Annotated in this window: 26 protein-coding genes and 1 riboswitch; of the genes, 12 read left to right on the top strand and 14 right to left on the bottom strand. The window is 71.7% G+C overall.

Going from position 1 to position 22,965, the window contains the following annotated elements:
* The first annotated feature begins 101 nt into the window (after positions 1–101).
* Positions 102–1,751 carry a tetratricopeptide repeat protein gene (locus IH26_RS53965; protein WP_034215918.1) on the top strand — a complete coding sequence of 550 codons (1,650 nt, stop codon included), beginning with the start codon at positions 102–104 and terminating at the stop codon, positions 1,749–1,751.
* 63 nt (positions 1,752–1,814) lie between these two features.
* Here the strand turns inward: IH26_RS53965 and IH26_RS0125060 are convergent, their stop codons facing one another.
* Together IH26_RS0125060 and IH26_RS0125055 are read right to left on the bottom strand one after the other, a co-directional pair.
* Positions 1,815–2,738 (bottom strand): C40 family peptidase, encoded by a 924-nt coding sequence (locus tag IH26_RS0125060; protein WP_245665489.1) that lies wholly within the window; start codon positions 2,736–2,738, stop codon positions 1,815–1,817.
* A gap of 46 nt (positions 2,739–2,784) precedes the next feature.
* Positions 2,785–2,914, bottom strand: a riboswitch (cyclic di-AMP (ydaO/yuaA leader).
* A gap of 1,089 nt (positions 2,915–4,003) precedes the next feature.
* Positions 4,004–4,219 (bottom strand): biotin/lipoyl-binding carrier protein, encoded by a 216-nt coding sequence (locus IH26_RS0125055; protein ID WP_030438677.1) that lies wholly within the window; start codon positions 4,217–4,219, stop codon positions 4,004–4,006.
* A gap of 132 nt (positions 4,220–4,351) precedes the next feature.
* On the opposite strand from IH26_RS0125055, the gene IH26_RS64600 reads away from it, so the two are divergent.
* Positions 4,352–4,426, top strand: a complete 75-nt coding sequence (locus IH26_RS64600; RefSeq protein WP_369814844.1) for a 50S ribosomal protein bL37 — start codon at positions 4,352–4,354, stop codon at positions 4,424–4,426.
* 59 nt (positions 4,427–4,485) lie between these two features.
* Here the strand turns inward: IH26_RS64600 and rsrA are convergent, their stop codons facing one another.
* The 5 genes from rsrA to IH26_RS0125030 all read right to left on the bottom strand — a co-directional run bounded on the left by rsrA (position 4,486) and on the right by IH26_RS0125030 (position 7,610).
* Entirely contained in the window at positions 4,486–4,773 is a 288-nt protein-coding gene (rsrA, locus tag IH26_RS0125050) for a mycothiol system anti-sigma-R factor (RefSeq protein ID WP_030438676.1), read from the bottom strand.
* A 6-nt stretch (positions 4,774–4,779) separates the two neighbouring features.
* Entirely contained in the window at positions 4,780–5,580 is an 801-nt protein-coding gene (locus IH26_RS0125045) for a sigma-70 family RNA polymerase sigma factor (RefSeq protein ID WP_084599051.1), read from the bottom strand.
* A gap of 78 nt (positions 5,581–5,658) precedes the next feature.
* Positions 5,659–6,261, bottom strand: a complete 603-nt coding sequence (locus tag IH26_RS0125040; protein ID WP_030438674.1) for an alpha/beta hydrolase family protein — start codon at positions 6,259–6,261, stop codon at positions 5,659–5,661.
* 85 nt (positions 6,262–6,346) lie between these two features.
* On the bottom strand, positions 6,347–6,742 hold the full coding sequence (locus IH26_RS0125035; protein ID WP_030438673.1) for a WhiB family transcriptional regulator: 396 nt from the start codon (positions 6,740–6,742) through the stop codon (positions 6,347–6,349).
* Positions 6,743–6,932: 190 nt separating this feature from the next.
* Entirely contained in the window at positions 6,933–7,610 is a 678-nt protein-coding gene (locus IH26_RS0125030) for an SOS response-associated peptidase (RefSeq protein ID WP_030438672.1), read from the bottom strand.
* 44 nt (positions 7,611–7,654) lie between these two features.
* On the opposite strand from IH26_RS0125030, the gene aroA reads away from it, so the two are divergent.
* From aroA to IH26_RS0125000, 6 genes are all read left to right on the top strand, one after another.
* On the top strand, positions 7,655–8,980 hold the full coding sequence (aroA, locus tag IH26_RS0125025) for a 3-phosphoshikimate 1-carboxyvinyltransferase (RefSeq protein WP_051808483.1): 1,326 nt from the start codon (positions 7,655–7,657) through the stop codon (positions 8,978–8,980).
* A 2-nt stretch (positions 8,981–8,982) separates the two neighbouring features.
* A complete protein-coding gene (gene rsgA, locus IH26_RS0125020; RefSeq protein ID WP_211268750.1) occupies positions 8,983–10,053 on the top strand; it encodes a ribosome small subunit-dependent GTPase A in 1,071 nt (356 codons plus the stop codon).
* A gap of 32 nt (positions 10,054–10,085) precedes the next feature.
* A complete protein-coding gene (gene hisN / locus IH26_RS0125015) occupies positions 10,086–10,889 on the top strand; it encodes a histidinol-phosphatase (RefSeq protein WP_030438669.1) in 804 nt (267 codons plus the stop codon).
* Positions 10,890–10,955: 66 nt separating this feature from the next.
* On the top strand, positions 10,956–11,816 hold the full coding sequence (locus IH26_RS0125010) for a hypothetical protein (RefSeq protein WP_211268749.1): 861 nt from the start codon (positions 10,956–10,958) through the stop codon (positions 11,814–11,816).
* A gap of 497 nt (positions 11,817–12,313) precedes the next feature.
* Positions 12,314–12,967, top strand: coding sequence for an ATP-binding protein (locus IH26_RS0125005; protein WP_245665487.1), 654 nt, complete (start codon positions 12,314–12,316; stop codon positions 12,965–12,967).
* 9 nt (positions 12,968–12,976) lie between these two features.
* A complete protein-coding gene (locus IH26_RS0125000; RefSeq protein WP_030438666.1) occupies positions 12,977–13,534 on the top strand; it encodes a DUF5709 domain-containing protein in 558 nt (185 codons plus the stop codon).
* A 4-nt stretch (positions 13,535–13,538) separates the two neighbouring features.
* Here the strand turns inward: IH26_RS0125000 and IH26_RS0124995 are convergent, their stop codons facing one another.
* Together IH26_RS0124995 and macS are read right to left on the bottom strand one after the other, a co-directional pair.
* On the bottom strand, positions 13,539–14,180 hold the full coding sequence (locus tag IH26_RS0124995; RefSeq protein ID WP_030438665.1) for a response regulator: 642 nt from the start codon (positions 14,178–14,180) through the stop codon (positions 13,539–13,541).
* Positions 14,177–15,283, bottom strand: coding sequence for a MacS family sensor histidine kinase (macS, locus tag IH26_RS0124990; RefSeq protein ID WP_030438664.1), 1,107 nt, complete (start codon positions 15,281–15,283; stop codon positions 14,177–14,179). The genes IH26_RS0124995 and macS overlap by 4 nt, the downstream gene beginning before the upstream one ends.
* On the opposite strand from macS, the gene IH26_RS0124985 reads away from it, so the two are divergent.
* The 3 genes from IH26_RS0124985 (at position 15,282) to IH26_RS0124975 (ending at position 18,139) form a co-directional block, all read left to right on the top strand.
* Positions 15,282–15,755, top strand: a complete 474-nt coding sequence (locus IH26_RS0124985; protein WP_084599050.1) for an ATP-binding protein — start codon at positions 15,282–15,284, stop codon at positions 15,753–15,755. The two genes, macS and IH26_RS0124985, sit on opposite strands and share 2 nt — an antisense overlap.
* Before the next feature lie 85 nt (positions 15,756–15,840).
* Positions 15,841–16,824 (top strand): carbohydrate-binding protein, encoded by a 984-nt coding sequence (locus tag IH26_RS56085; RefSeq protein WP_157437380.1) that lies wholly within the window; start codon positions 15,841–15,843, stop codon positions 16,822–16,824.
* Between the two features lie 91 nt (positions 16,825–16,915).
* Positions 16,916–18,139: a glycoside hydrolase family 16 protein gene (locus tag IH26_RS0124975; RefSeq protein WP_030438661.1), complete on the top strand. Its 1,224-nt coding sequence runs from the start codon at positions 16,916–16,918 to the stop codon at positions 18,137–18,139.
* On the opposite strand, the gene IH26_RS63960 is transcribed toward IH26_RS0124975, so the two are convergent.
* Both IH26_RS63960 and IH26_RS0124965 read right to left on the bottom strand, forming a co-directional pair.
* Positions 18,136–19,365 (bottom strand): chitosanase, encoded by a 1,230-nt coding sequence (locus tag IH26_RS63960; RefSeq protein ID WP_030438660.1) that lies wholly within the window; start codon positions 19,363–19,365, stop codon positions 18,136–18,138. The genes IH26_RS0124975 and IH26_RS63960 overlap by 4 nt on opposite strands.
* 67 nt (positions 19,366–19,432) lie before the next feature.
* Positions 19,433–19,687 (bottom strand): hypothetical protein, encoded by a 255-nt coding sequence (locus IH26_RS0124965; protein WP_030438659.1) that lies wholly within the window; start codon positions 19,685–19,687, stop codon positions 19,433–19,435.
* A 90-nt stretch (positions 19,688–19,777) separates the two neighbouring features.
* Between IH26_RS0124965 and malQ the strand changes: the two genes are divergently transcribed.
* Positions 19,778–21,787, top strand: a complete 2,010-nt coding sequence (gene malQ, locus IH26_RS0124960) for a 4-alpha-glucanotransferase (protein ID WP_051808481.1) — start codon at positions 19,778–19,780, stop codon at positions 21,785–21,787.
* Here malQ and IH26_RS0124955 read toward each other — a convergent pair.
* The 3 genes from IH26_RS0124955 to IH26_RS0124945 are packed head-to-tail and all read right to left on the bottom strand — an operon-like array spanning position 21,698 to position 22,933.
* Positions 21,698–22,189 carry a GNAT family N-acetyltransferase gene (locus IH26_RS0124955; protein ID WP_157437379.1) on the bottom strand — a complete coding sequence of 164 codons (492 nt, stop codon included), beginning with the start codon at positions 22,187–22,189 and terminating at the stop codon, positions 21,698–21,700. The two genes, malQ and IH26_RS0124955, sit on opposite strands and share 90 nt — an antisense overlap.
* 26 nt (positions 22,190–22,215) lie before the next feature.
* Positions 22,216–22,503: a type II toxin-antitoxin system TacA family antitoxin gene (locus tag IH26_RS0124950; RefSeq protein ID WP_030438656.1), complete on the bottom strand. Its 288-nt coding sequence runs from the start codon at positions 22,501–22,503 to the stop codon at positions 22,216–22,218.
* Positions 22,504–22,549: 46 nt separating this feature from the next.
* Positions 22,550–22,933 carry a hypothetical protein gene (locus IH26_RS0124945; protein WP_030438655.1) on the bottom strand — a complete coding sequence of 128 codons (384 nt, stop codon included), beginning with the start codon at positions 22,931–22,933 and terminating at the stop codon, positions 22,550–22,552.
* Positions 22,934–22,965 lie beyond the last annotated feature (32 nt).

Genomic DNA, 22,965 nt, shown 5'->3' with positions numbered 1-22,965 from the left:
GCAGTCTTGCAAGAAGTAGCTTACAGAGTCAACGTTTCGAGCACTAATGCGCACGGGCGGGTACTGACATTCGAGGCACTCTTCGCCTACTGTTCTCGTTCGTGGATGTTCGCCGCGCCGCCGACCGCGCCCTTAAACAGGCAAGATCCGCTTTGGCACGCGACGAGCCGCAGCAGGCGGCCGACCATCTCGCCGGAGCGCTGACCCACGCGCCCACCCTGCCCGAGGCCCATGAACTGCTCGGGCGGCTCGCGGCGCAGCCCGGCGGCGGCCTCGACCTCTTCCCGCTCGCGCCGCACGTGTCGGCCGGCGGGCTCGCGGCTCGCGCGCACCTGCTCGCCGCGGCCGGCCACCCCGAGGACGCGCTGCCGCTGCTGGCCGCCGCGAGCGGCCGGTCGCCGGGGGCCGACTGGGCCGGCGTGCCGTGGGTCGACGACCCGGGCCTGGCGCTGCGCATCGAGCCCGGCCTGCTCGTCCAGCTCCTGATGCGGCTGTGCACCGCAGTGGGCGATCCGGCGCCGTCGGCCACCCGCAACACCCTCCGGCCGTATCTGACCGTCGCCCGGCACGCGGTAGACGCCCACCCGGATGACGCGATGCTGCTCGGCGCCGGGTCGGCGCTGGCCCGGCGGATCGGCGAGACCACGCTGGCGGTCGACTGGGCGGCCCGCGGCGCCCGGGCCCGGCCGTCGAAACTGGCGGAGATCTGGCTGGGCTACGCGTACCGCAGCGCCGGCCGGGTCGCGGAGGCGCTGGCCGCGCTGCGCCGGGCCGTCGCGCACGACCCCGACGACCTCTCGGTATACGCGGACATCGCCGGCACCCTGGCCGACCACGGCCGCCTCGACGACGCGCTGAACTGGGTCGACCGGGCCCTGGAGCGCGACCCCGAGTTCGACTGCGCGGTGCACACGGCGCACCGGCTGCGGCACCGCGCCGACGGCGACGTCGCCCACCTGGTGCGGCTGGCCGACTTCATCCGCGACCACCCGGACGAGTCGCACGAGCATACCGACCTGGCCGACTGCTGCCGGGAGATCCCGTGGCTGGGCGGCGCCCCGGCCGCGGCGCCCCTGCCCCAGCGAGGCGCGGGCGAGTCGGGCGCGGTCGGCCCGGGCGCGGGCTCGGGCGCGGGCTCGGGCTCGGGCGCGGGCTCGGGCGCGGGCTCGGGTGATCCGGCCGCGGTTCGGCCGGGCCCTGGTGGTCCGGCCGCCCCGGAACCCTCGGCCGATGCGGTGCGCCGGCTGCGCCAGGTCGCGTCGCTGTCCTGGGCGCACCCGCCGGCCGCCTACGATGACGCCGTCCAGCTGATCATGGTGCAGCCGTACGACCTGCTCGCCCTGCTCGCCCACCCGCCGGCCGACGTGGCGGCCGCGGAGATCTGGGCCTGCCTCGGGCTGCTGCACCACGGCGCCGACGAGCCCTGGCTCCCGTCGGGCCGCCGGCGGCTGCTGCTCGACCTGCTCGGTGGCGGGCTCGACCGGGTCACCGAGGCGGCATTGTTCGCGCTGGTGGTGACGGCGTGGATCGACCCGTCGGCGCGCGCGGACGTGGCGGCGATCGTTACCGGGCGGCTCGCGGAGGTGGCCGGGCGAGCGGGCGGCCGGTCGGTCGCGGAGCTGGCGCAGGCGACGCCCGATCTCGGGCCGGCGGCACGGGCGACGGCGGCCGGCATGATCCGGACGGCGGTCATTCCCCGGCAGCGGGGGCGTGCCCGCAATCGTCTGCTGCTGCGCTGGCGCCGCGACTGAGCAGGAAGGGCCGGCACCTCGATCAGGTGCCGGCCCGTTGCGCCCTTTGACCTACGTGATGGCTCAGGTCACCCGGCCGTAGCCGTAGATCGGCATACCGCGGTTGATCGATCGCACCTCGACCTCGCCGCCGGAACCGGGGTGCGCGGCGTCGATGATCTGGTTGCCGCCGACGTAGATGCCGACGTGCCCGAGGTTGTCGTAGAACACCAGGTCGCCCGCAGCCAGCTCGGAACGGCTGATGTGGGCCACCGCGCTCCACTGTGCGGCGGCGTTGTGCGGCAGCGAGTAGCCGGCCGCCTTCCACGCCATCATGGTCAGGCCGGAACAGTCGAATTCCGGCCCGGTGCCATCGATCTGGTAAGCGTGACCCTGCTGGGCATACGCGTAGTCGACCGCTTTGCCGGCGGAGCCGGCCAGGTGCGGCGCCGCCTGCTTCGGGCCGGACGACGTCTCGCTGCTCGGGCCCGCGGCCTTCGACTTCGCCTTGAGCGAGTCGATCTTCGCCTGGATGCTCGCCTTCTGCGCCGCGAGGTTCGAGACCTGCGCCGTCAGCTTGGCCTGCGTCGAATTCAACTCGGCCTGGCGTTGGGTGAAGGTCTGCGTCGTCTGGGTGTAGGTGTCGATGTCGTGCTGGTTGGCCTGCTGGATCTGATCGAGGTAACCCAGCTTGTCGATCAGATCGCTGCTGTCGCCGCTCAGCAGCGCACTCATCGGCCCGATCCGGCCTTGTTGATAGGCGGTCGAGGCAATGGTGCCGATCTGGGAACTGGCGTGGTCCAGCGCGGCCTTGGCCGGGCCGATCGAGGCCTTCAGCTTCTGCAGATCCGACTTGGTCTTGGTAAGACTGATGTTGGCCGCGTCGTACGACTCGACGACCTTTTCCAGGGCTCGTTGCTGCTGGTCGAGCTGCGTGGCGGTCGATGGCGCGGCGCTGGCGGCATGAGCGCCGGTCAGCGTGATCGCGAACGCCGCCGCCGCGACCACGAGTGCTCTCAGCCTCGTGCGGGGGTGTGGCACTGGTGTTGTGGCCTTTCTTCCGCTCGGCCGCCTACCGGGTTAGCTGACGGATTCGGGCGGGAAGAAGGCCCTACCGCTGACGCGGATTCACCCCAACGAACACGGTTCCCCGGCTCGCCACGACGCGCACGCGAAGCCCGGGGGAGAGCGTCGCACCCGCCGTGATGACTCGGCAGCGTTGGCCGGCGCCATCGGAGGGTGTGGCTGCGGACCGAACCAACCGCACCAACCTATCGATGGGAAAATCAAAATCAAGTGCCAATCCGAGTGATTATGCCAATAGCCAGCTATGTGCCAAAGATTCCGATAACAGATTGTCATTCCGCGGAAACGGGCCGTGGCGCCCAAAGAACATGTCGATCTTGTGAGACCCGGTCAAGCGGCGCAGACAATAGGCCATCCACGGGCCTTTGCCATTGAGGTGTGTCCCTCGTGCCAGCAACTTTGTCCCATGCCCGCGGCCGTTTGTCCCATCCCCGCGCCCGCGTGCTGGGCGGCACCCACCACTCGCGCCAAGGTGCCCGCTCGGCGGCCTGCCAGCCAGACACCTTCCACGCCCGCCGGGGTGCCCCGCCCGGCGGCCCCTCCGTGTGCGGCCGCTATACCCCGCGAGCGGTCGCCCCGCCAGGGTGCTCCGCGGCCCCGAGCCCAGGTCACGGGCCACCCCGCCCCGCCCGGCCACAGTCCACCCCCGCCCGGCCACAGTCCACCCCCGCCCGGCCACAGTCCACCCCCGCCCCGGCACTGGGTGGGGACAAGTTAGGGGGTGGTGTGACAAGTTTTTGGGGTTGTCCACCGGGTTGTCGGGCGCCGGGGGGCGGGGGAAGACCGTGGGGCGCTGCCCCACACCCCGGCCACCGCTGCAGAGATCTGAGGGGGCGATTGTTGCGGAGTGGTGGGTTGATCTCCTTGCGGTGGCTGCCTCACGGAATCAGAGCAGGTGGAGGGGAGCGAAGGTCGGAGAGTGGGCGTTCGCGGCGAACGGGTACGCATCAAGATCTGGGGGGCGGGGCGAGCCGGGGCGCGGGCAGCGACAGCGGTGCGGGTATGCGGCGGGGGCGGGGTTTTGGCTGGTCTTGGGCCGGGCCCGCCCGGCGGGCGGGGTCGGAGCCGGTGTTGCGGCTTGCGGCCCGGGCGCACCGGGGGCCTGTCTGACGCGTACGGTCGGAGCGGCGGAAGGGAAACGCTCAAGGTCTCCCCGACGGCCCGGGTGAACGAAAGAACGACCAGAATCAGCCGATTACGGCGATGAGGTCGCCTTCCTGGACCACGTCGCCCTCGTTGACGGCCAGCTCGGCCACGGTGCCGTCGGTCTCGGCCACGACCGGGATCTCCATCTTCATCGACTCGAGGATGACCAGGGTGTCGCCCTCGGTGATGGTGTCGCCGGGCTTGGCCACCACCTTCCAGACGTTGGCTACCATCTCGGCGCGGATCTCGTCGGCCATCGGGGTCACTCCTCCTCGTCGAGCAGTCGGTCAGCGTCATCCAATCATGGATCGGTCGTGGGTGAGTCCCGGCGGGCCGGATGCGCCGTCTACCATCGGGCCGGGAAACGTGCCACGAACAGGAGTCCAACCATGGCCAAGAAGTCTCGCAAGAAGAAGGCCCGCAAGAAGAGCGCGGCGAACCACGGCAAGCGCCCCAACTCCTGAGTTCGGGCCTCGGACAGACGAAAGCCCCGGCGGCTCGCCGGGGCTTTCGTCTGTGAAGATCAGGGAAGGTACTCCCGGGTCTCGACCTGGATCTCGAGCTGGTCGAGCTTGAGCCGCAGGCGTTCGCGCAGCTCGGTCGGCGCCTTCTCGGCGCCGCAGCAACGGGCCACCAGGGCCTTCACCTCGTGCTCGATGCCGTACTCGCGCAGGCAGCCGCTGCATTCGTCCAGGTGTTTCTGGATCAGCGCCCGCCGGTCCTCGCTGCACTCCAGGTCCAGGTAGAGGTAGACCTCCTCGAGTACCTCGCTGCAGTCAGCCTCGTGCTCCTCGCCGTTCACGCCGCTCATCTCGGGTCACGCCTCCTGCGGTTCCGAAGCGGTCCGGGTGATGCCCCGGTCAATGGCGTACTGCTCGAGCAGCTTGCGCAGGTTGCGCCGGCCGCGGTGCAGCCGGGACATGACGGTGCCGATGGGCGTGCCCATGATGTCGGCGATCTCCTTGTACGAGAAACCCTCGACATCGGCGAGGTAGACGGCCAGGCGGAAGTCTTCCGGCAGCTGCTGCAGGGCGTCCTTGATGTCGCTGTCCGGCAGGCGGTCGAGCGCCTCGGTCTCGGCCGAGCGCAGGCCGACCGAGCTGTGCGACTCGGACGAAGCGAGCTGCCAGTCGGTGATCTCCTCGGTCGGCGCCTGGACGGGCTGACGCTGCTTGCGCCGGTACGAGTTGATGTAGGTGTTGGTCAGGATGCGATACAGCCACGCCTTGAGGTTGGTGCCCTCTTCGAACTGGTGGAACGCGGAGTACGCCTTCAGGAACGTCTCCTGCACCAAGTCCTCAGCGTCGGCCGGGTTACGCGTCATCCGCAAACCCGCCGCGTACAGCTGATCCACGAACGGCAGCGCGTCGCGCTCGAAGCGCGCCCGGCGCTCCTCTGTCCGTTCTGTCTGGGCCACCCTCTGCTCCCCCCTCGACCGTCCCGCCGAGGATACGGGTAGTGCCCCAGTGGACGCTTCGAAAACGGCAGGTGTGCTGACACTCACCGATGGGCTGGAGGGCGAAGGCTCGGCCGCGGGCCACTCCGGAGATGACAAAAGGTTACGCACCCGGGCAATGTCGTCGCTGCCGCGCGCCGCGTACTCGATTCCGGCTCGCACCTCTGGAAACCCCTTTCGATGTACAAGCTCGCGAGGGGTACAACCGCAGACGCGCAAGTTGCATTCCCTCACGTTCTCTCATCGGGCCCAGCCGTGCGTGCGCAGCCAGCCGACCGCGAGCGCCGCCGTGGTCTTGACGTCTTTCCGCAGGTCGTGGGTGGCGCCGGGGCGCACGATCACCTCGACCAGGCCGACCGGCTCGGGCACGCCGAACGGGTCGCGGTCGCCGTTGAGCACCAGCGTCGGCAGGCCGGCGGGCAGCTCGTCGGCCCGGCTCTTCTCCGGCTTGCCCGGCGGGTGCAGCGGAAACGCCAGGGCGAGAACCCCCGCGGCGCCGAGGATCGTCGCGGTCCGGCAGGCGACTCGCGCTCCGCTCGACCTTCCGCCGAAGATCAAGGGCAGCTTGCGTACGCCGAGGTACTCGACAACCGCACTCCACGCCTCGTCCAGCTGCCCGGCCGGAGCAGGTGCCCGCCGGCCCGCCACCCGGTAGGGCTGGGTGACCAAACCCACTCGCACGCCGGCGGCGGTCGCGGCATCCCGCACCGCGACCAGGTCGGGCGCGTCGACGCCGCCACCGGCCCCGTGCCCGAGGAGGAGCACGCTGACCGGCGGCCCGGCCGGTTCGACGAGTCGAATACCGGCGGGTCCGCGCGGTGTCGGAATCGCGATGTCGGTCACCGCACCATGAAATCAGGTGGGCATGGTTCGATGGCCCGCCGTCGAACATCTTCGGTCGGGGCGGGCCCGCTCGTGCGGCGCGAAATCAGCGGGACAACGGGAGCAGCGTGAGCAACCGCCGGTCTTCCTCGTCCGGCCCGTCGTCGACGGGCTCCCCGTCCGGCCTCACCCGCTCGCGCCAGGCGACCAGCATCGCCCGGCGTTCCCGCGGTGTGGTGCCGCCCCAGACCCCGTGACAATCCCCGACCTGGAGCGCCCAGGCCAGGCACGGACCCTGGACGGTGCAGGTTCCGCAGAGCGATACCGCGCTCTCCGACGGCTCGTTCGGAGCCGGGAAGAACGTTTCCGGGTCGACGCTGCGGCAGGCGCCACGCGTGCGCCATGCTTCGTCGGAGCGTCGTTCCTGGATTGCTGCGAGCAGTCGTGGGTCGCGTCGTGCGATGGCAACTTCGTGCGGACGCGGCATACGAGCCCGTGTCATCAGCCCACCTCCCCCGTGGGACCGGTGTTGCATGTGGTGACCCGTCCGCACCATGCGGACCGGTACCACTCCGGCGCTGGTTTGTATCGCACGGTAGGAGATCAGAACAAGGGGCTTATCTATCTCGAAACAAAGTTCGCCTCCGAAAAAGCGAACATATGTCGACAAAAACTCCCGTTCCGTCGCTCGGTCAGAAAAGCTTGGCCGCCGCCGGGGGCGCGAGCAGCTCGGGCCCGTTGTTGCGCACATTGCCGACCGCGGGGCCGACCGGGCGCACCTCGATCGCGGCGAGCTCGCTCTCGGTCATCGGGCGCAGCAGCTCGGCCGGGTCGCCGCCGCCGGCCAGCCAGGCCGCCCAGCGCTCCGGAGGCAGGACCAGCGGCATCCGGTCGTGCACCCGGGCCAGGCCGCCGACCGCGGCCGTGGTCAGCACGCTGCACGTGAGCAGCGCCTCGGGGCCCCAGGGCGACCAGATGCCGGCGAAGGCGAGGCCGGAGCCATCCGCCGGGGTCATGTAGAACGCCTGTTTCTGCTTGCCGTCGCGCAGCCACTCGAACCAGCCGTCGGCCGGCACCAGGCAGCGGCGCCGGGCGAACGAGGGCGCGAAGGCCGGCGAGGTGGCCACCGTCTCGGAGCGCGCGTTGATCATGCGGGCCGCGCCGCGGGTGTCTTTCGCCCAGGGCGGGACCAGGCCCCAGCGGGCCGTGTCGAGCACCCGGGCGTCGTGGCTCTGCGACACGCGGACCACCGGCACCGGGTCGGTGGGAGCGACATTCCAGCTCGGCCCCAGGCCCTCGGTGAGGTCGACCGCCTCGAAGAGATCGCTGAGGTCGGCCTCGCTCCGCGTGGTCGCGTACCGCCCGCACATGGTGCGCAACGGTACGCCAACCGGCACGATCCCGGGGGGCGGGAATGCTCCGCGGAATTGTCGGTGCCGGGCGGCAGAATGGCCTCGTGACCGCCGAACTTCGCCGCTGGCTCGCGCCCACCGCCGCCGGCCCGGCCACCGCCTCCGTGCGGCTGCCCGGCTCCAAGTCGATGACCGCCCGCGCGCTGATCCTGTCCGCGCTCGCCGACCGCCCCTCGGTGATCGAGCGGCCGCTCCGCGCCCGAGATACCGAGCTGATGGCGGCCGGTCTGCGCGCGATCGGCGTGGCGGTCGACACCAGCGACGAGGAGCGCTGGCGGGTCGAGCCGGGGCCGCTGCGCGGGCCGGCCCGGGTCGACGTGGGCCTGGCCGGGACGATCATGCGGTTCCTGCCGCCGGTCGCCGCGCTGGCCGACGGCACGGTGGAGTTCGACGGCGACCCGCATGCGCGGCAGAGGCCGATGGGCCCGATCGTCGCGACGCTGCGCTCGCTCGGCGTGGCGATCGACGCGTCACCGACCGGCGGGCTGCCGCTGGCGGTCCGCGGGTCCGGGCTGGTCGAGGGCGGCGAGGCGGTGATCGACGCGTCCGGGTCCAGCCAGTTCGTCTCCGGCCTGCTGCTCTCCGCGCCGCGTTTCACCAAGGGCCTCGTCCTGCGGCACGAGGGCCCGCCGGTGCCGTCCGCGCCGCATCTGCGGATGACGACGCACATGCTGCGCGCCGCCGGCGCCGCGGTCGACGAGAGTGTCCCCGACATGTGGACGGTCGAGCCCGGCGTCCTGCGCGGGCACACCTGGGTGATCGAGCCCGACCTCTCCGGCGCCGTGCCGTTCTTCGCGGCCGCGATGGTCACCGGCGGGTCGGTGACGCTGGCCGGGTGGCCCACCGAGAGCTGGCAGCCGGTCGGCCAGGTGATCGAGCTGCTGCGCCGGCTGGGCGCCGAGGTGACGCAGGACGAGTCCGGCCTGACCGTGCGCGGCACCGGCGCGCTGCACGGCGTCACCGCCGACCTGTCCGAGGTGAGCGAGCTGAGCCCGGTGATCTCGGCGCTGGCCGCCCTTGCCGACGGGCCGAGCGAGCTGCGCGGGGTGGCGCACATCCGCGGCCACGAGACCGACCGGATTGCGGCGCTCGCCACCGAGCTGACCAAGGCGGGCGCGTCGGTCACCGAATTCCCCGACGGGCTGCGGATAGAGCCGCGCCCGCTGCACGAGACCACCTTCGAGACGTATGCGGATCACCGGATGGCGCACGCCGCCGCGGTTATCGGCCTCGCCGTCCCGGGCATCACGCTCACCGACGTAGGTTGTACGTCGAAGACGTTGCCCGAGTTCCCCGAACTCTGGGCGGGACTCGTGGCGAGGAGCTAGATCTGCCAGGACGCAAGCGGGAGTATGACGAGGACGACGTCCGGATCCGGCCGGCCCGCTCGTCGCGCCCGCGTACCCGCACCCGGCCCAAGCACGACGACGCCGTCGACGCGCTGGTCATCACCGTTGACCGGGGCCGGTACGGCTGCGTGCGCGAGGACGGCGCCGCCGACGACCCGGTGATCACCGCGATGCGGGCTCGCGAGCTGGGCCGCAAGTCGGTGGTGGTCGGCGACCGGGTGGCGGTCGTCGGCGACGTCTCCGGCGCGGCCGGCGCGCTGGCCCGGATAGTGCGGATCGCGGAGCGGACTTCGGTGCTGCGCCGCACCGCGGACGACGACGACACCACCCCCGAGGGCCGGCTCGAACGGGTGGTGGTCGCCAACGCCGACCAGCTGGTCATCGTCAGCGCCCTGGCCGATCCCCCGCCGCGCACCGGGTTCATCGACCGGTGCCTGGTCGCCGCGTACGACGCGGACATCGAGCCGCTGCTCTGCCTGACCAAGGCCGACCTGGCCGCCCCGGCGGCGGTGCTCGACTACTACGCCGAGCTCGACCTGCCGTATGTGCTGGTGCAGCCGGAGAGCGACCTGGCCGAGCTGCGGCGTCGCCTGGCCGGCCAGATCTCGGTGCTCGTCGGTCACTCCGGCGTCGGCAAGTCCACCCTGGTCAACCGCCTGGTGCCGGATGCCCTGCGCGCGGTCGGCACGGTCAGCGCGATCGGCAAGGGCCGGCACACGTCGACCAGCGCGGTCGCCCTGCGGCTGCCTCCGGTGGGCCGCTCCCGCAAGGACCCGGGCTGGATCATCGACACCCCCGGCATCCGCAGCTTCGGCCTGGCCCACGTGAGCGCCGACAGCCTGCTGCACGGCTTCCCCGACCTGGTCGAGGGCACCGTGGAGGACCAGCCGAACTGCGGGCACACCCCGAACGACGTGGAGTGCCGGCTGGACGCGTGGGTGGCCGAGGGCAAGGCCGACCCGCGCCGCCTGGCTTCCTACCGCCGCCTGCTGGCCTCCCGGGCCGGCGAGCTCGACTCGCGCGACCATCCCGAGCCCGAGCTCCCGGCCTGACCCGGCCGGCCGGATGGGCTAGGTTTCCTGCCATGGCCGGATATGCCGACGATCTCGCGCTTGCTCATCTGCTCGCCGACACCGCCGATTCGATCTCGATGTCCCGGTTCCGGGCGCTCGACCTGCGGGTGGAGTCGAAGCCCGACCTGACTCCCGTCTCCGACGCCGACACCGCGGTGGAGCAGGCCATCCGCGGCACCCTGGCCCGGGCGCGGCCGCGCGACGGGGTGCTCGGCGAGGAGTTCGGCAGCACCCAGGCGGCGGCCGGGCCGGGCAGCCGCCGGTGGGTGATCGACCCGATCGATGGGACCAAGAACTTCGTCCGCGGCGTGCCGATCTGGGGGACGCTGATCGCCCTGCTCGAGGGCGACACCCCGGTCGCCGGGCTGGTCTCGGCCCCGGCGCTGGGCCGCCGGTGGTGGGCCGCGAGCGGGCTCGGCGCCTTCGCCGGCAGGCACCAGCACGCCGCCACCCGGATCGGGGTCTCCGGGGTGACCCGGCTGTCCGACGCGAGCTTCTGCTTCGCCAGCCTGGAGGGGTGGGCCGAGACCGGGCGGCTCGAGCCGATCGTCGACCTGAGCCTGAGCGCGTGGCGGAGCCGGGCGTACGGGGACTTCTACGGCTACATGCTGCTGGCCGAGGGCGCGCTGGAGATCATGGTCGAGCCGGAGCTGTCGCTGTGGGACGTGGCCGCGCTGATCCCGATCGTCACCGAGGCCGGCGGCACGATCACCGACCTGACCGGCCGGCCACCCGCCGACAAGACCGCCGCGATCGCCACCAACGGGCCGCTGCACGAGACGGTCCTGACCGCGCTGACCCGGCCGAAGCGCTGAGCGAAACGGCGTACCTGGTCTATCGTGCGTCAGGTGGTAGCACCCGGCTGGTTCTTCCTCGCCGCCATGATCATGGCGTACGGCGTGGCCAACCTGCTGCAGTCGATGGCCGCGGCGCGCACCAGCGTGCACCACACCTTCGACCCCGGCCTGCTCGTGCGGCTCGCCGGGCAGCGCACCTACCTGCTCGGCATCGCCTGCCAGACGCTCGGGTTCATCCTGGCCTTCCTGGCCCGGCGGGACCTGCCGCTGTTCCTGGTGCAGGCCAGCGTCGCGGCCGGGCTCGGGGTGACCGCGGTGCTCGGCGTGCTGCTGCTCAAGTGGAGCCTGCCCACGGCCGAGGTGCTGCTGCTCGGGCTGCTGCTGTCCGGGATCACCGCGCTGGTGCTGGCCGCCCAGCCGGCCCACTCCCGCCGGATCGGCCCGGTCGTGGTGCTCCTGCTGGCGGCGTCGGTGCTGGTGATGGCGGTGCTCGGCTTCTTCGCGGCGCGCCTGCACGGCGCGCTCGGTTCGGTGGTGCTCGGCTCCCTGGCCGGCGTCGACTTCTCGGCGGCGGCGATCGCGGCCCGTCCGCTGACCAACGAGCACACGCTGGTCGGCTTCCTCACCAACCCGCTGCTCTACCTGGTCGTGATCCATTCGCTTGTCGGCCAGCTGCTGCTGGGCCTGGCCATGCAACGCGGCTCGACCACGGCGGCGGTGGCCGCGATGGACGCCGCCGGCGCGGTACCGGCCGCGATCGTCGGCCTGCTCCTGCTCGGCGACCGCATCGTGCCCGGCCGAGGCTGGCTGGCGGCAACCGGCTTCGTGGCGACGCTGCTGGCGGTGATCGCGCTGACCCGCTACGCCGAGCCGCAGCACCACCACGCCACGGCCCCGCCACGCCCGGCAAGCCCCGGCCTACGAGCGGCGGCAATCCGCAGATAAGCGGACAAAAACCTCCAAGACCAACCTCTGACCGTACGCGTCACGAGTCCCCGCCGATGCGGGCGGCCCCGCCTCCTCCGCGCGACCACCTGCAGCAACAGGCCGTAACGCGTCTCTCGCGCGAGGTTTTCGGTTTTCGTTGCAGGACAGCCCGGCGGCCGCGGCACCGGGGTCGGGACGGCAGTGAGCCGGGCTGCAAAAGGCGGGACTCGGCTTCGAGCGTACGGCCAGAGGCGCGAAAAGCGAATCACTCAGGGTGACCAACCGAAACGACTCTCGGTAACGAGGTGGAAGAGTGCATCAGACGGCGAAGAGCGGGTATTGCTGACGGTTATGCACTGAATGACGGTCCTCGAGGTTGTGGAAATGCGGAGAGAGGACGCGTTATGCACAATGGAGCGATCATGTCGAGCGAGGTGCGACACCTGGTGGACAGCGCCCGGCCGTATCCGCTGGTTCGGTTTAGCGGGGTGCTCGATGGGACTACCGCGCGGACCGTGCGTGACGTGTTGCTCGATGTGTTGGCGGGGCAGCCGGAAGCGGTGGTGGTCGACGTCGGGGGGCTGGAATTCGGCGAGCCGGCGGTGGCCGCGGGGGTGATGCGGGACGTACGGCGGGAGACGACTTTCTGGCCGGCGGCACAGTTGACGCTCTGTGATGCACGCGGCGGGCGCTGGCGAGGGTCGGGGTGGGCGCTCCAGCCGGACTGCGGGCGGGCCTTCGACGAGCTCGGCGAGCCGCGGAGCGACCGGCGGATCGCGCTTGACCTGGAGCCCGAGGTGAGCGCGGCGCGGCGGTGCCGGGAGGTGATCACGGCCGCGTGTGCCCGGTGGGAACGGGACGAGCTGGCCGAACCGGCCTGCATCGTGGTCACCGAGCTGGTGAACAACGCGGTGGCGCACGCCAAGACGTCGATGGTGGTGCTGATCGCCACGGTGGGCGACGGGGTGAGCGTTGCGGTGCGTGATCGGTCGACGGTTACGCCGTCGTATCCGGGGACGCCGGTGGCACCTACCGCGGCGGGCGGGCGCGGGATGTTGCTGATCGACGCGACCGCCGGGCGGTGGGGCAGCCTGCCGCTGGCCGACGGCAAGGTGGTGTGGGCGTTGCTGGGCGACGCGGGAAGTATCAGCGGGCAATTACGCGGGTAGATTGCGACCATGCGAGACAACGACTACCCGACCGAGGTTTCCGACCCGGAGTCGTCCGGGCTGCCGGATACCGCGGATGACGACTCGAACGCCTACGACTCGGTGGAGAGCAGCCGCTGGGCCGACGGCGCCGACCCGGCCGCGCTGGCCGGGGTCGGGCCGGGCGGCTCGAACCGCTTCGGCGACACGGCCGAGGAGGCGCGGGAGGGCGAGTCCCTCGACTACCGGCTGCGCCAGGAGCAGCCCGACTACGGCGCGGAGGACCCGATCCCGCAGCGCCGCGACCCGTACGACGAGACGGTCGACAGCTCCGAGCAGCGGGACTTCGACGCCGACGTGTGGGGCGCCTCGCCGACCTCCGACCCGAAGTCGCAGGTCTCCCTGTACGACGACGGCCAGCTGGACTACGACGACCCGGAACCGGTCGGCCGCCTGGTCGCGCCGGACGAGGGCTACGGCTTCGACGACGAGGCGGACAGCGTCGCCTACGACGCGGGCGCGGCCGGCGGTGGCGCGAGCGCCGAGGAGCTGGCCATCCACGAGACCAACCCGCCGGACTACGAGTAGGCCGTCAGTCCAGGCCTCGCTCGATCGCGTAGCGGGTGAGCTCGACGCGGTTGTGCAGCTGGAGCTTGCCGAGCGTGTTCTGGACGTGGTTCTGCACCGTGCGGTGGCTCAGCACCAGCCGCTCGGCGATCTGCCGGTAGGACAGGCCCTTCGCCACCAGGCGCAGCACCTCGGTCTCCCGCTCGGTGAGTTTCGGCGCGGTCGCGTCCGGCCCGGACGGCTCCACCGCCAGCCGCCGGAACTCGCCGAGCACCAGCCCGGCCAGCCCGGGGGTGAAGACCGTGTCGCCGGCCGCGGTGCGGCTCACCGCGTCCAGGAACTCCGGCAGGCCGGCCGACTTGAGCAGGTAGCCGGCCGCACCGGCCTTCACCGCGTCGAGCACGTCCTGCTGCTCGCCGCTGGCCGACAGCATCAGGATGCGGACGCCGGGCAGTTCGGCGCGCAGCCCGTTGATCACCTCGACCCCGGACACGTCGGGTAGCTGCAGGTCGAGGATCACCACGTCGGGGCGCGCCGCGCCGGCAATGCGCACCGCCTGCCGGCCCTCGCCGGTCGCGGCGACCACCTCGTACCCGGCCGCGGCCAGGTCGCGGCCGACGCCCTCGCGCCACATCGGGTGGTCGTCCACCACCATCACCCGGGTCATCTGCTCACCCTCATCTCCACCTCGGTGCCCTGGCCCGGCGCCGACACGATCGTGGTGCGGCCGCCGACGTCGGCGACCCGGCCGCGGATCGACTGAACCACGCCGAGGCGACCCTGGGCCGCCGCCTCGGCCAGCCGGTCGGGGGCGATGCCGGGGCCGTCGTCCCGGACGGTCACCACGACCTCGCCCGGCTCGTCCTCTATCAAGAGGAACGCCTTGGTGCCCGATGGGCAGTGCCGGCCGACGTTGTCCAGGGCCGCGCCGACCGCCGCCGCCAGTTCCCGGGCGGCCGGGGCGGGCAGGCGTACCGGATCGGCCGGGCCGGAGATCGTCACGCTGGCCGACGCGTACGGGCCGAGCAGGGTCATCAGGTCGGCCTCGGACCGGTCGTCGACGGTCTCGGCGGCGTGCCGGGCGACCAGGCTGCGCAGCGCCGCCTCGGTCTCCCCCGCCAGCCGGGCCAGCTCGCCGGACTCGCGCCGCTGCACCAGCGCCAGCACCTGCAGTACCGAGTCGTGGATGTCCCGGGCCAGCCGCACACGCTCCCGGGTCGCCGCCTCGAGCTCGACCGCCCGCTGCAGGCGCTCCTGCGCGTCCTCGGCCAGCCGGACCAGATAGCCGACCGCGATCGCCGCCAGCAGCATCAGGACCGAGCCGGTGTACGCGGCCTGGTCGTAGTGCGCCCGGGCGATCAGATCGGTGGCGCCCATGATGACCGCGGCCGCGATGCCGCCCCGCCGGCCGCCGGCCACCGCCCAGGCCAGCACCGGCGCGACGTGCCAGGCGACGGCGAGGGTGGGCTTGCCCGCCTCGAGCGCCGCCCGGCCGACGATCGGCACGCTGGCGGCCAGCGCGGACGCGGTGAGCAGCAGGTCGGCGACTAACAGCGGCGGGTTGCGGCGGGCCGGGTTCGCATACGCGTACGTGGTGAACACGGTCCACCCGGCCATGCCGGCGAGCACCGGCCAGGCCAGCATCGGCCGCTGGTAGTGGGTGAAGTTGCGGACCACCAGGATCGTGGCGTAGGTCAGCGCGGCGATCCGGTAGACCGCGATCGCCCGCCACAGCGGGGCCTGGAACCCGGTGTCCCGCCCGACGCGCATGACAGGACCATTTCATATCTCCCTTAACCGCCGCTTCCCCGACCTGCGAGAAGATCGGACGTCGCCTACCGTCGGAGACATCACCACCGAGGTTCTGCTCGCCGAGTCGTTCGACCACAGCTCGATCACCGCGCTGCGGCACCTCGTCGCGTCCTGCGTGGGCACGGCGGGACTGTCCGGCGACCGGCTCGACGACTTCGTGGTGGCGGTCAACGAGCTGCTGACCAACGCGGTACGGCACGGCGGCGGGGTGGGCCGGGTGGCGGTCTGGCGGCAGGACGGCGACCTGGTCTGCGAGGTGAGCGACTCGGGCGCCGGCCTGGCCGAACCGCGGCCGCTCGCGCACGTGCGGCCGGCCGCCGACCAGCCCGGCGGCTGGGGGTTGTGGCTCGCCCAGGAGCTGACCGACTCGTTCCAGCTCACGACCGGTAACGGCGGAACCACCGTTCGGGTCTCCAGCCGACTTCCTTAAGAGAGTCTTAAAACTCCTCGTCCGATCTTGCCTCGCACACGCCACCTCGAAAAAGTCGTGCCTGCTGTTATCTGAGGGGGTTGTGGTGCACGAGGCACGTCATCGCACCGGCAAGCCGTCGTCCTGGTGGATTCGTCCGCGAGCGGCGGCAATGCTCGCGGTGGCGACCGCCGGTCTGGCGGTCGCGATCTGGCTTCCGGGGCGGAGCGATGTCGCCTCGGCCGACGTGCACAAATGGGACGCGGCGGCGTACTACGGCCGCAGCACCTTCCAGGACAACTTCAACGAGAGCGCCCTCGACCTGTCGAAGTGGTCGCTGCTGCGCGACGACGGCGGGCCGGCCGACGGCGGCGCCCGGATCGAGGGCGGCGAGCTGCACGTCGACCGGTTGCTGCGCACCAAGCGGAGCTTCACCGACGCGTTCGGGCACGCCGAGGCGCGCATCAGGGTGAGCCGGGAGAACGGCGTCTGGCGCGCGTTCGCGGTGCTCGACGAGACCGGGCGGGTGCCGCTGGGCACGCTCGACACCATCGACGGCGGCATCGACCCGACCTCCGGGCGCACCTTCCACACGTACGCGATCGACTGGTCGCCGCAGACGGTGATCTGGTCGGTGGACGGCAAGCCGAGCCTGCGGCTGCAGCGCTCCCAGCCCGGCGGGCCGCTCACGCTGGTGCTGAACATGGCCACGGACGGCCAGTCGGCCACCGACATGACCGTCGACTTCGTCCGGGCGTTCACCTGCCCGACCCAGCCGCCCAGCGCCGACCCGTCCGCTTCCGCCCCGTCGTCCGACTCGCCCTGGCCGCCCCACTCGCCGTCCGACTCGCCCGCGCCGTCGGATTCGCCCTCGGATTCCCCGTCGCCCTCGGATTCCCCGTCACCGTCGGCCACGCCCTCGCCGTCGGCTTCATCCTCGGCCACCGCCAAGGCCTGGGCGGCGTTCGTGTCGTACCAGGTCGGCGATCTCGTGACGTACAAGGGCGTGACCTACCGGGTGCTCGAGGCGCATACGTCGCTGCCCGGCTGGGAGCCCCCGAAGCTGCCCAACCTGTTCGCGAAGGTGTAACAAAGGGCCGATTTCCGGGGCCGAGGTTGACGACAACCGTCTATCTATTAAGACTGTTGCCGAAAACGCACCTCTTCCCCGGAGGATCCCCATGCGTACGACAAGAATCCTGCTCGCCGCGGCCGTGGTCGCGACGACCCTCACGGCCGGCCTCTGGGCCGGCGCCCGCAACGACCGGGCCGAGGCCTCGGTCGGCGCGATCACCTGGTCGGACGAGTTCAACGGCGCGGCCGGCAGCCCGGTCGACTCGTCGAAGTGGAAGTTCGACACCGGCGGCAGCGGCTGGGGCAACAACGAGCTCGAGTACTACACGAACTCGGCCAGCAACGTGTACCAGGACGGCCAGGGCCACCTGGCGATCACCGCGCGCAAGGAGAACCCGGCCGGCTACGGCTGCTGGTACGGCAGCTGCACGTACACCTCCGGGCGGATCCTGACCGCGGACAAGTTCTCGCAGACCTACGGCCATTTCGAGGCCAGCATCAAGATCCCGAAGGGCCAGGGCATGTGGCCGGCGTTCTGGATGCTCGGCGGCAACAACTGGCCCACCACCGGCGAGATCGACATCATGGAGAACGTCGGGAACACCCCCAACACGGTGTACGGGACGATCCACGGCCCCGGCTACTCGGGCGCGAACGGGGTCGGCGGCAACCGGACGATCGGCTCACCCCTGGGCGACGGCTTCCACACGTACGCGGTGGACTGGTCGCCGAATTTGATCGTCTGGTACCTGGACGGCAGCGAGTACTTCCGCGCCACGCCGGCCCAGATCAACGGCAACACCTGGGTCTTCGACCACCCGTTCTTCATGATCCTGAACGTGGCGGTCGGCGGCTCCTGGCCCGGCAACCCGGACGCGAGCACGTCGTTCCCGCAGACCATGCTGGTGGACTACGTCCGCGTCTCGGCGTGGAACAACGACGGCGGCACCGCCTCGGCGCTGAAGAGCAATTTCAGCGGCCGGTGCATCGACATCCCGGGGGCCAACCCGGTGGATGGGGCTCGCTTGCAGATGTACGACTGCAACGGCACCGCGGCGCAGCAGTGGACCTTCAACAGCGACGGCACGCTGCGCGCGATGGGCAAGTGCATGGACCCGGCCGGCGGCGCGCTGACCAACGGCACACCGATCCAGCTGGTCACCTGCAACGGCAACCCGGTCCAGCGGTTCACCCTGTCGGCGGCCGGTGACCTGGTCGACGTCTCGGCCAACCGCTGCGTGGACGTCAAGGACTGGAACAGTGCGAACGGCGCCGCCCTGCAGCTGTGGGACTGCGCCGGGACGTCCAACCAGAAGTGGACCAAGGCCTAGGACGCCGCGATCTGGTATCTGTCGCCGTAGACCTGCCAGGTCAGCGGGCCGGTCAGGTCGAGGTTGCTGCGACGCAGGAAGAGGCGCTGGGCGGTGTCCACCCGGGTGGTGTCGCCGTGCGCCCCTTCCGCGCGCATCTGCTTGACCCGGGCGTCGAGGAACGCGTTCAGGTAGGCGATCTCGTCGCCGCCCTGGGCCGGGGACTCGGCCCGGGCCAGCGCGTTCTGCCGGATGGCGCGCAGGCCGGAGACGCCGTGCACGACGGCGGCGTCGAAGTAGGCGAACTGGCCCAGCGCCCGCAGGCCGTCGGACTCGGCCAGCCGCACCGCGGGCCGGAAGTACATCGCGTCCCGCTCGTCCTCCTGCACCTTCTGGAGGACCGGGTCGCGGGCGGCCATCCGCCAGGCGGCGGGGAAGCCGGGGTCGAGGCCGGCGTGCGAGTCCGAGCCGTCCACGGTGCGCAGCGCCGGGAGGTACGCGGCGAGCGGGTTGCCCGGCTCCCGCCGGGTGTACTCCTCGACCACCGCGAGCAGGTCGGACGTGCCGGAACAGAACCCGACCAGGCCGGCCGTGTAGCCCCGCCCGTCGCCGATGTCCTCGATGTAGCCGTACTCGTGGCGCCAGGCCAGGGTCGAATTCTCGGCGCTGGAGACCAGCTCGAGGGCGGTCTCCTTCTTCCGCGGGTCGTCCAGGCCGGCTGCGAGCGAGCCGGTCGCCGGGGACACGGCGGGCAGCGGTGCCGCGGACGGGCCGTACGCCTTGATCTCGGAGAGCGCGTAGCCGCCGCTGTCGGCGCCGCGCTGGGTGGCCAGCACCCGGACGTACCGGCCGGCGCCGCCGAGCCGTTTCAGGTCCTCGACGCCGCCGGTGCCGGAGCGGGTCACGTAGACGTCGGTCCAGTTCGCGCCGTCGGTGGAGGTCTGCACCCGATAGGTCCGCGCGTACTGGCTGCCCCAGTGCAGCAGCACCCGGTCGACCGTACGCACCGCGCCCAGGTCGATCCGCACCCACTGGGTGCCCGGCCCGGCGGCACTCTCCCAGCGGGTCCCCGGGTCGGCGTCGGTGGCCTGCCCGGCCGGATGGCCACCACGATCGGAGGACGCGACCGCCGGGCGGCCGCGCGAGATCAGCTTGTCGGGATTCGCGCTCGCCGCGACCGAGATGACCACCGGCACGCACAACACCAGGGCGATGCCGCCGCCGAGGGCGACCCTGCGGATCCGCACCGCTCCACGCTAGGTGCGCTCCCTCGGAGGCCGCTGGGAATCCCCCGATATCACCCGTGCCGGTGTCTTAGGACCGCCTCCGGCGGCCGCGGACGATCAACAGGACGATCAGCACGATCCCGCCGACCACGAGCAGGCAGCACAGGCCGCCGAGGAAACCGAAGACGCCGAACCCGCCCCGCCGGCGATATTTCGCCGCCTCTGCCGCCACATCGGCCACGCCGTTACCGGCGGCCCAGGCGTGCACCGGCACCACCAGCGTGAGAACCACGCCGGTCACCGCCGCGGCCGCCCGCGACCACCACTTCGCCACTGCAGACATGTGCTCCATCCTGACCCACTTGTGCAAGCGAGGCGGCCGTCGAATCAGGCAAGGTATGTAAAGCGGGAGGACGACGCGGAGGGGTACGGGATGGACGCCGATCTGGTGGCATTGGCCGAGGCGCACGGGGTGGCCACCTGGTACGAGGACTGGCATCGCCTGCGGAAGGACGTCTCGGCGGAGTCGGTCGCCGGGGTTCTCGGGTTGCTGGGGGTCGACGCCTCCTCGCCGGCGGCGATCGCGTCGTCGCTGGCCGCGGTGCGGTCGCGGGACGACGTGGGGCGGCTGCCCGGCACGATCGTGGTTCGCGCCGGGACAACCCGGGCATTACCCGCGGTTGGCCGGCTGACCCTGGAAGACGGCTCACACATTTCCGACTTATCGGAAATTTCCGGGTCGGTGCCGCTCGGCTGGCACCGCCTCGAGGTCGGCGGGCAGGAGATCACCCTCGTGGTCGTGCCGACCGAGCTGCCCGCCCCGCCCGAGACCTGGGGCTGGATGCTGCAGCTGTACGCCCTGCACTCGGCCGACTCCTGGGGCATGGGCGACCTCGGTGACCTGCGCACCTTCGTCGGCCAGGCCGGCCGCCCGGGCCTGGTGCTGCTCAACCCGCTGCACGCGATCACGCCGACGCTGCCGGTGCCGCCCTCGCCGTACGCACCTTCCAGCCGGCGCTTCGCGAACCCGCTCTACCTGCGGGTCTCGGACACCGCGGAGTACCGCCGGGCCGACCCCGCGCTGCGCGCCAAGGTGGATCGGCTCAAGCCGGCCACGGCCGAGCTGATCGACTACACCGCCGTCTGGCAGGCCAAGCGGGCCGCGCTGGAGATGCTCTGGCCGCTGGCCGGCGAGGTCGACCTGACCGCCGACCCGGGACTGCTGGACTTCGCCCGGTTCTGCGCGCTCGCCGAGCTGTACGGAGCCAACTGGCAGGAGTGGCCGCCCGAGTTCCGCCGCCCCGACTCCCCCGCGGTCCTTTCGTTCACCAGCGATCGGATCGCCTTTCACGCCTGGCTCCAGCGCCTGCTCAAGGAGCAGTTGGACGCGGTGCAGGAGGCCGCCCGCGACATGCCGGTCGGGATCGTGCTCGACCTCGCCGTCGGCACCGACCCGAGCGGCGCGGACGGCTGGCTGCTGCAGGACGTGCTGGCCGAGGGCGTGCACATCGGCGCGCCGCCGGACGCGTTCAACCAGCTCGGGCAGGACTGGGGCGCGGCGGCGTGGCGGCCGGACCGGCTGGTCGAGACCGGGTACGCGGCGTACCGCGACATGCTGCGCCGGATCTTCGCGAGCGCCGGCGGCCTGCGGGTCGACCACGTGGCCGGCCTGTGGCGACTGTGGTGGGTGCCGCCGGGGATGGGCGCGGCCGGCGGCACGTACGTGCACTACGACCCGGAGGCGATGCTCGGCATCCTGGCGCTGGAGGCGAGCCGGGCCGGTGCCGTGGTGATCGGCGAGGACCTCGGCACGGTGCTGCCCGAGGTCACCGAGGGGCTCGAGCGGATGAACATGCTGGGCTCGGCGGTGCTCTGGTTCACCCGCGACTACGACGAGCCGGAGCAGGGGTACCTGCCGGCCGCGAAGTACCCGCGCAACGCGCTCGCCACGATCTCCACCCACGACCTGCCGACCGCGCGCGGCTTCCTCACCGGCGAACAGGTCCGGGTGCGGGCCCGGCTGGGCCAGCTGGCCGGCCCGGTCGAGGAGGAGACGAAGGCCGCCGACCGGGACCGGGCGGAGCTCAAGGCACTGCTGCGAGCCGAGGGCCTGATCACCGCGACGAGCAGCGACGACGAGGTCGTGGTGGCGATGCACGAGTTCCTGGCCCGCACGCCGTGCCGCTTCGTCACGGCCTCGCTCTACGACGTGCTGGGCGAGCTGGACCAGCCCAACCTGCCCGGCACGGTCGACGAGTACCCGAACTGGCGGATGCGACTGACCCTCAGCCTCGAACAGATCGCCGCCGACCCGCGCATCGAGCGGATCGCCGCAATTCTGAGCAGGAGGCAGTCACCCGGCGAGGGCTCGGCGGAGGTCCTTCATCAACAGCAGCAGGTGCATCGAGTCGGTGGGGCTGGGCTCGAACTTGGCCAGGCGTAGGTAGAAGTCGCGGGCCGCATCGGTTTCGCAGTGGATGAGCACCGCCCGCACACCGATGACCTCGGCCGCGGCGGCGATTCGGCGTAGCGCGTCGACCACCAGGGCACGTCCTAGGCCCGCGCCCTGGGCACTCCGGTCGACGCCGAGCCGGGTCAGGATCACCACCGGCTGGTGATAGCGGCCCGCGCCCTGTCGCAACCGCGGCGACGCATCCGCCGGGGCGACGCTGCCGGTCGCAAGCGTGTAGTAGCCGACCACCCGCCGATCCTGGTCGTCGGTGTCGCCGACGACGTACACCCGGGACAGGCCGGCGCGGTGCGCCTGCAGGGCATGCTCGGTCAGCCACACGGACTGGGCTGGCGACCCACAGTCGAAGCCGGTAACCGCGTGCGTGGCCGACATCGGCTCAACCGGCGAGAAGCGGGAGCTCAACGGTGAACCTCGTCCGGCTCGTCGAGGACGGTCGGTGTGGTGAGCAGCTCTCGCAGACCCGCGACATCCTGAACTGGGCGGGCCAGCGCCTCGTCGAACACCCGCCATGCGCCCTCATCCAGCAGGAATGCTCGCCGATCGGCAAGCACATCAGCCGCCGCTTCGGTAGCCGCCTTCAACACGAACGTCGACACGCTCTCGCCCGTGGCGTCGCTGGCCGCTTCCAGCAACGCCTTCTGCTCAGCATCCACCCGCAGGTGCATCCGCTCCGCCTTCGCGCTCATGGCTCGACTGTACGCACAACGTACGCCAAGCGCGACTCAAGGCTGATCAGAGCGGCGGGGGCGGCGGGTCGTCGTCGACCGCGAAGAGCATGGGGTGCAAGGGGAGGAAGGCGTCGCGCTGGCGGCAGACGGCCGGGGGCAGCAGCGAGGACGGGTGGTTCGGGTGTTCGGCGCAGTGGCGCGTCGCCCGGGAGACCGCGTCCGGGTGGTGGCGGCCGCCGCCGTATTCGCCGCAGGTTTCGCAGTCCCAACGCCAGAACGGCAGGCCCTCGTCGGAGAGGTGCCGGCGGATCCGCAGCGGCGGGCCGGCCCGGCGTTGGGCGGCGGCCAGGATCGCCGGCATGTCCCCGGCCGACGGCGGGCCGGCGGGGCGCTGGACCGGCGTGGTCCCGCCACCGATGATCTGTGCGAGCACGTTGCTCGTCGACACGGCCCACCTCCTGTACGCGATTAAAACCAGTT

This window comes from Actinoplanes subtropicus, from assembly GCF_000721705.1.
Lineage (GTDB): Bacteria > Actinomycetota > Actinomycetes > Mycobacteriales > Micromonosporaceae > Actinoplanes > Actinoplanes subtropicus.
This window is presented reverse-complemented; position numbering and strand designations above follow the sequence as displayed.

Coding starts and splice junctions, on each gene's coding strand:
- IH26_RS0124955 (WP_157437379.1), bottom strand. CDS start 22,189: ATGTCGGCCACGCACGCGGTTACCGGCTTCGACTGTGGGTCGCCAGCC.
- malQ (WP_051808481.1), top strand. CDS start 19,778: ATGGACGCCGATCTGGTGGCATTGGCCGAGGCGCACGGGGTGGCCACC.
- IH26_RS0124950 (WP_030438656.1), bottom strand. CDS start 22,503: ATGAGCGCGAAGGCGGAGCGGATGCACCTGCGGGTGGATGCTGAGCAG.
- IH26_RS0124985 (WP_084599050.1), top strand. CDS start 15,282: ATGACAGGACCATTTCATATCTCCCTTAACCGCCGCTTCCCCGACCTG.
- IH26_RS0124965 (WP_030438659.1), bottom strand. CDS start 19,687: ATGTCTGCAGTGGCGAAGTGGTGGTCGCGGGCGGCCGCGGCGGTGACC.
- IH26_RS0124995 (WP_030438665.1), bottom strand. CDS start 14,180: ATGACCCGGGTGATGGTGGTGGACGACCACCCGATGTGGCGCGAGGGC.
- IH26_RS0125010 (WP_211268749.1), top strand. CDS start 10,956: ATGATCATGGCGTACGGCGTGGCCAACCTGCTGCAGTCGATGGCCGCG.
- aroA (WP_051808483.1), top strand. CDS start 7,655: ATGCTCCGCGGAATTGTCGGTGCCGGGCGGCAGAATGGCCTCGTGACC.
- IH26_RS0125035 (WP_030438673.1), bottom strand. CDS start 6,742: ATGACACGGGCTCGTATGCCGCGTCCGCACGAAGTTGCCATCGCACGA.
- IH26_RS0125000 (WP_030438666.1), top strand. CDS start 12,977: ATGCGAGACAACGACTACCCGACCGAGGTTTCCGACCCGGAGTCGTCC.
- rsrA (WP_030438676.1), bottom strand. CDS start 4,773: ATGAGCGGCGTGAACGGCGAGGAGCACGAGGCTGACTGCAGCGAGGTA.
- hisN (WP_030438669.1), top strand. CDS start 10,086: ATGGCCGGATATGCCGACGATCTCGCGCTTGCTCATCTGCTCGCCGAC.
- macS (WP_030438664.1), bottom strand. CDS start 15,283: ATGCGCGTCGGGCGGGACACCGGGTTCCAGGCCCCGCTGTGGCGGGCG.
- IH26_RS0125055 (WP_030438677.1), bottom strand. CDS start 4,219: ATGGCCGACGAGATCCGCGCCGAGATGGTAGCCAACGTCTGGAAGGTG.
- IH26_RS0124975 (WP_030438661.1), top strand. CDS start 16,916: ATGCGTACGACAAGAATCCTGCTCGCCGCGGCCGTGGTCGCGACGACC.
- IH26_RS0125030 (WP_030438672.1), bottom strand. CDS start 7,610: ATGTGCGGGCGGTACGCGACCACGCGGAGCGAGGCCGACCTCAGCGAT.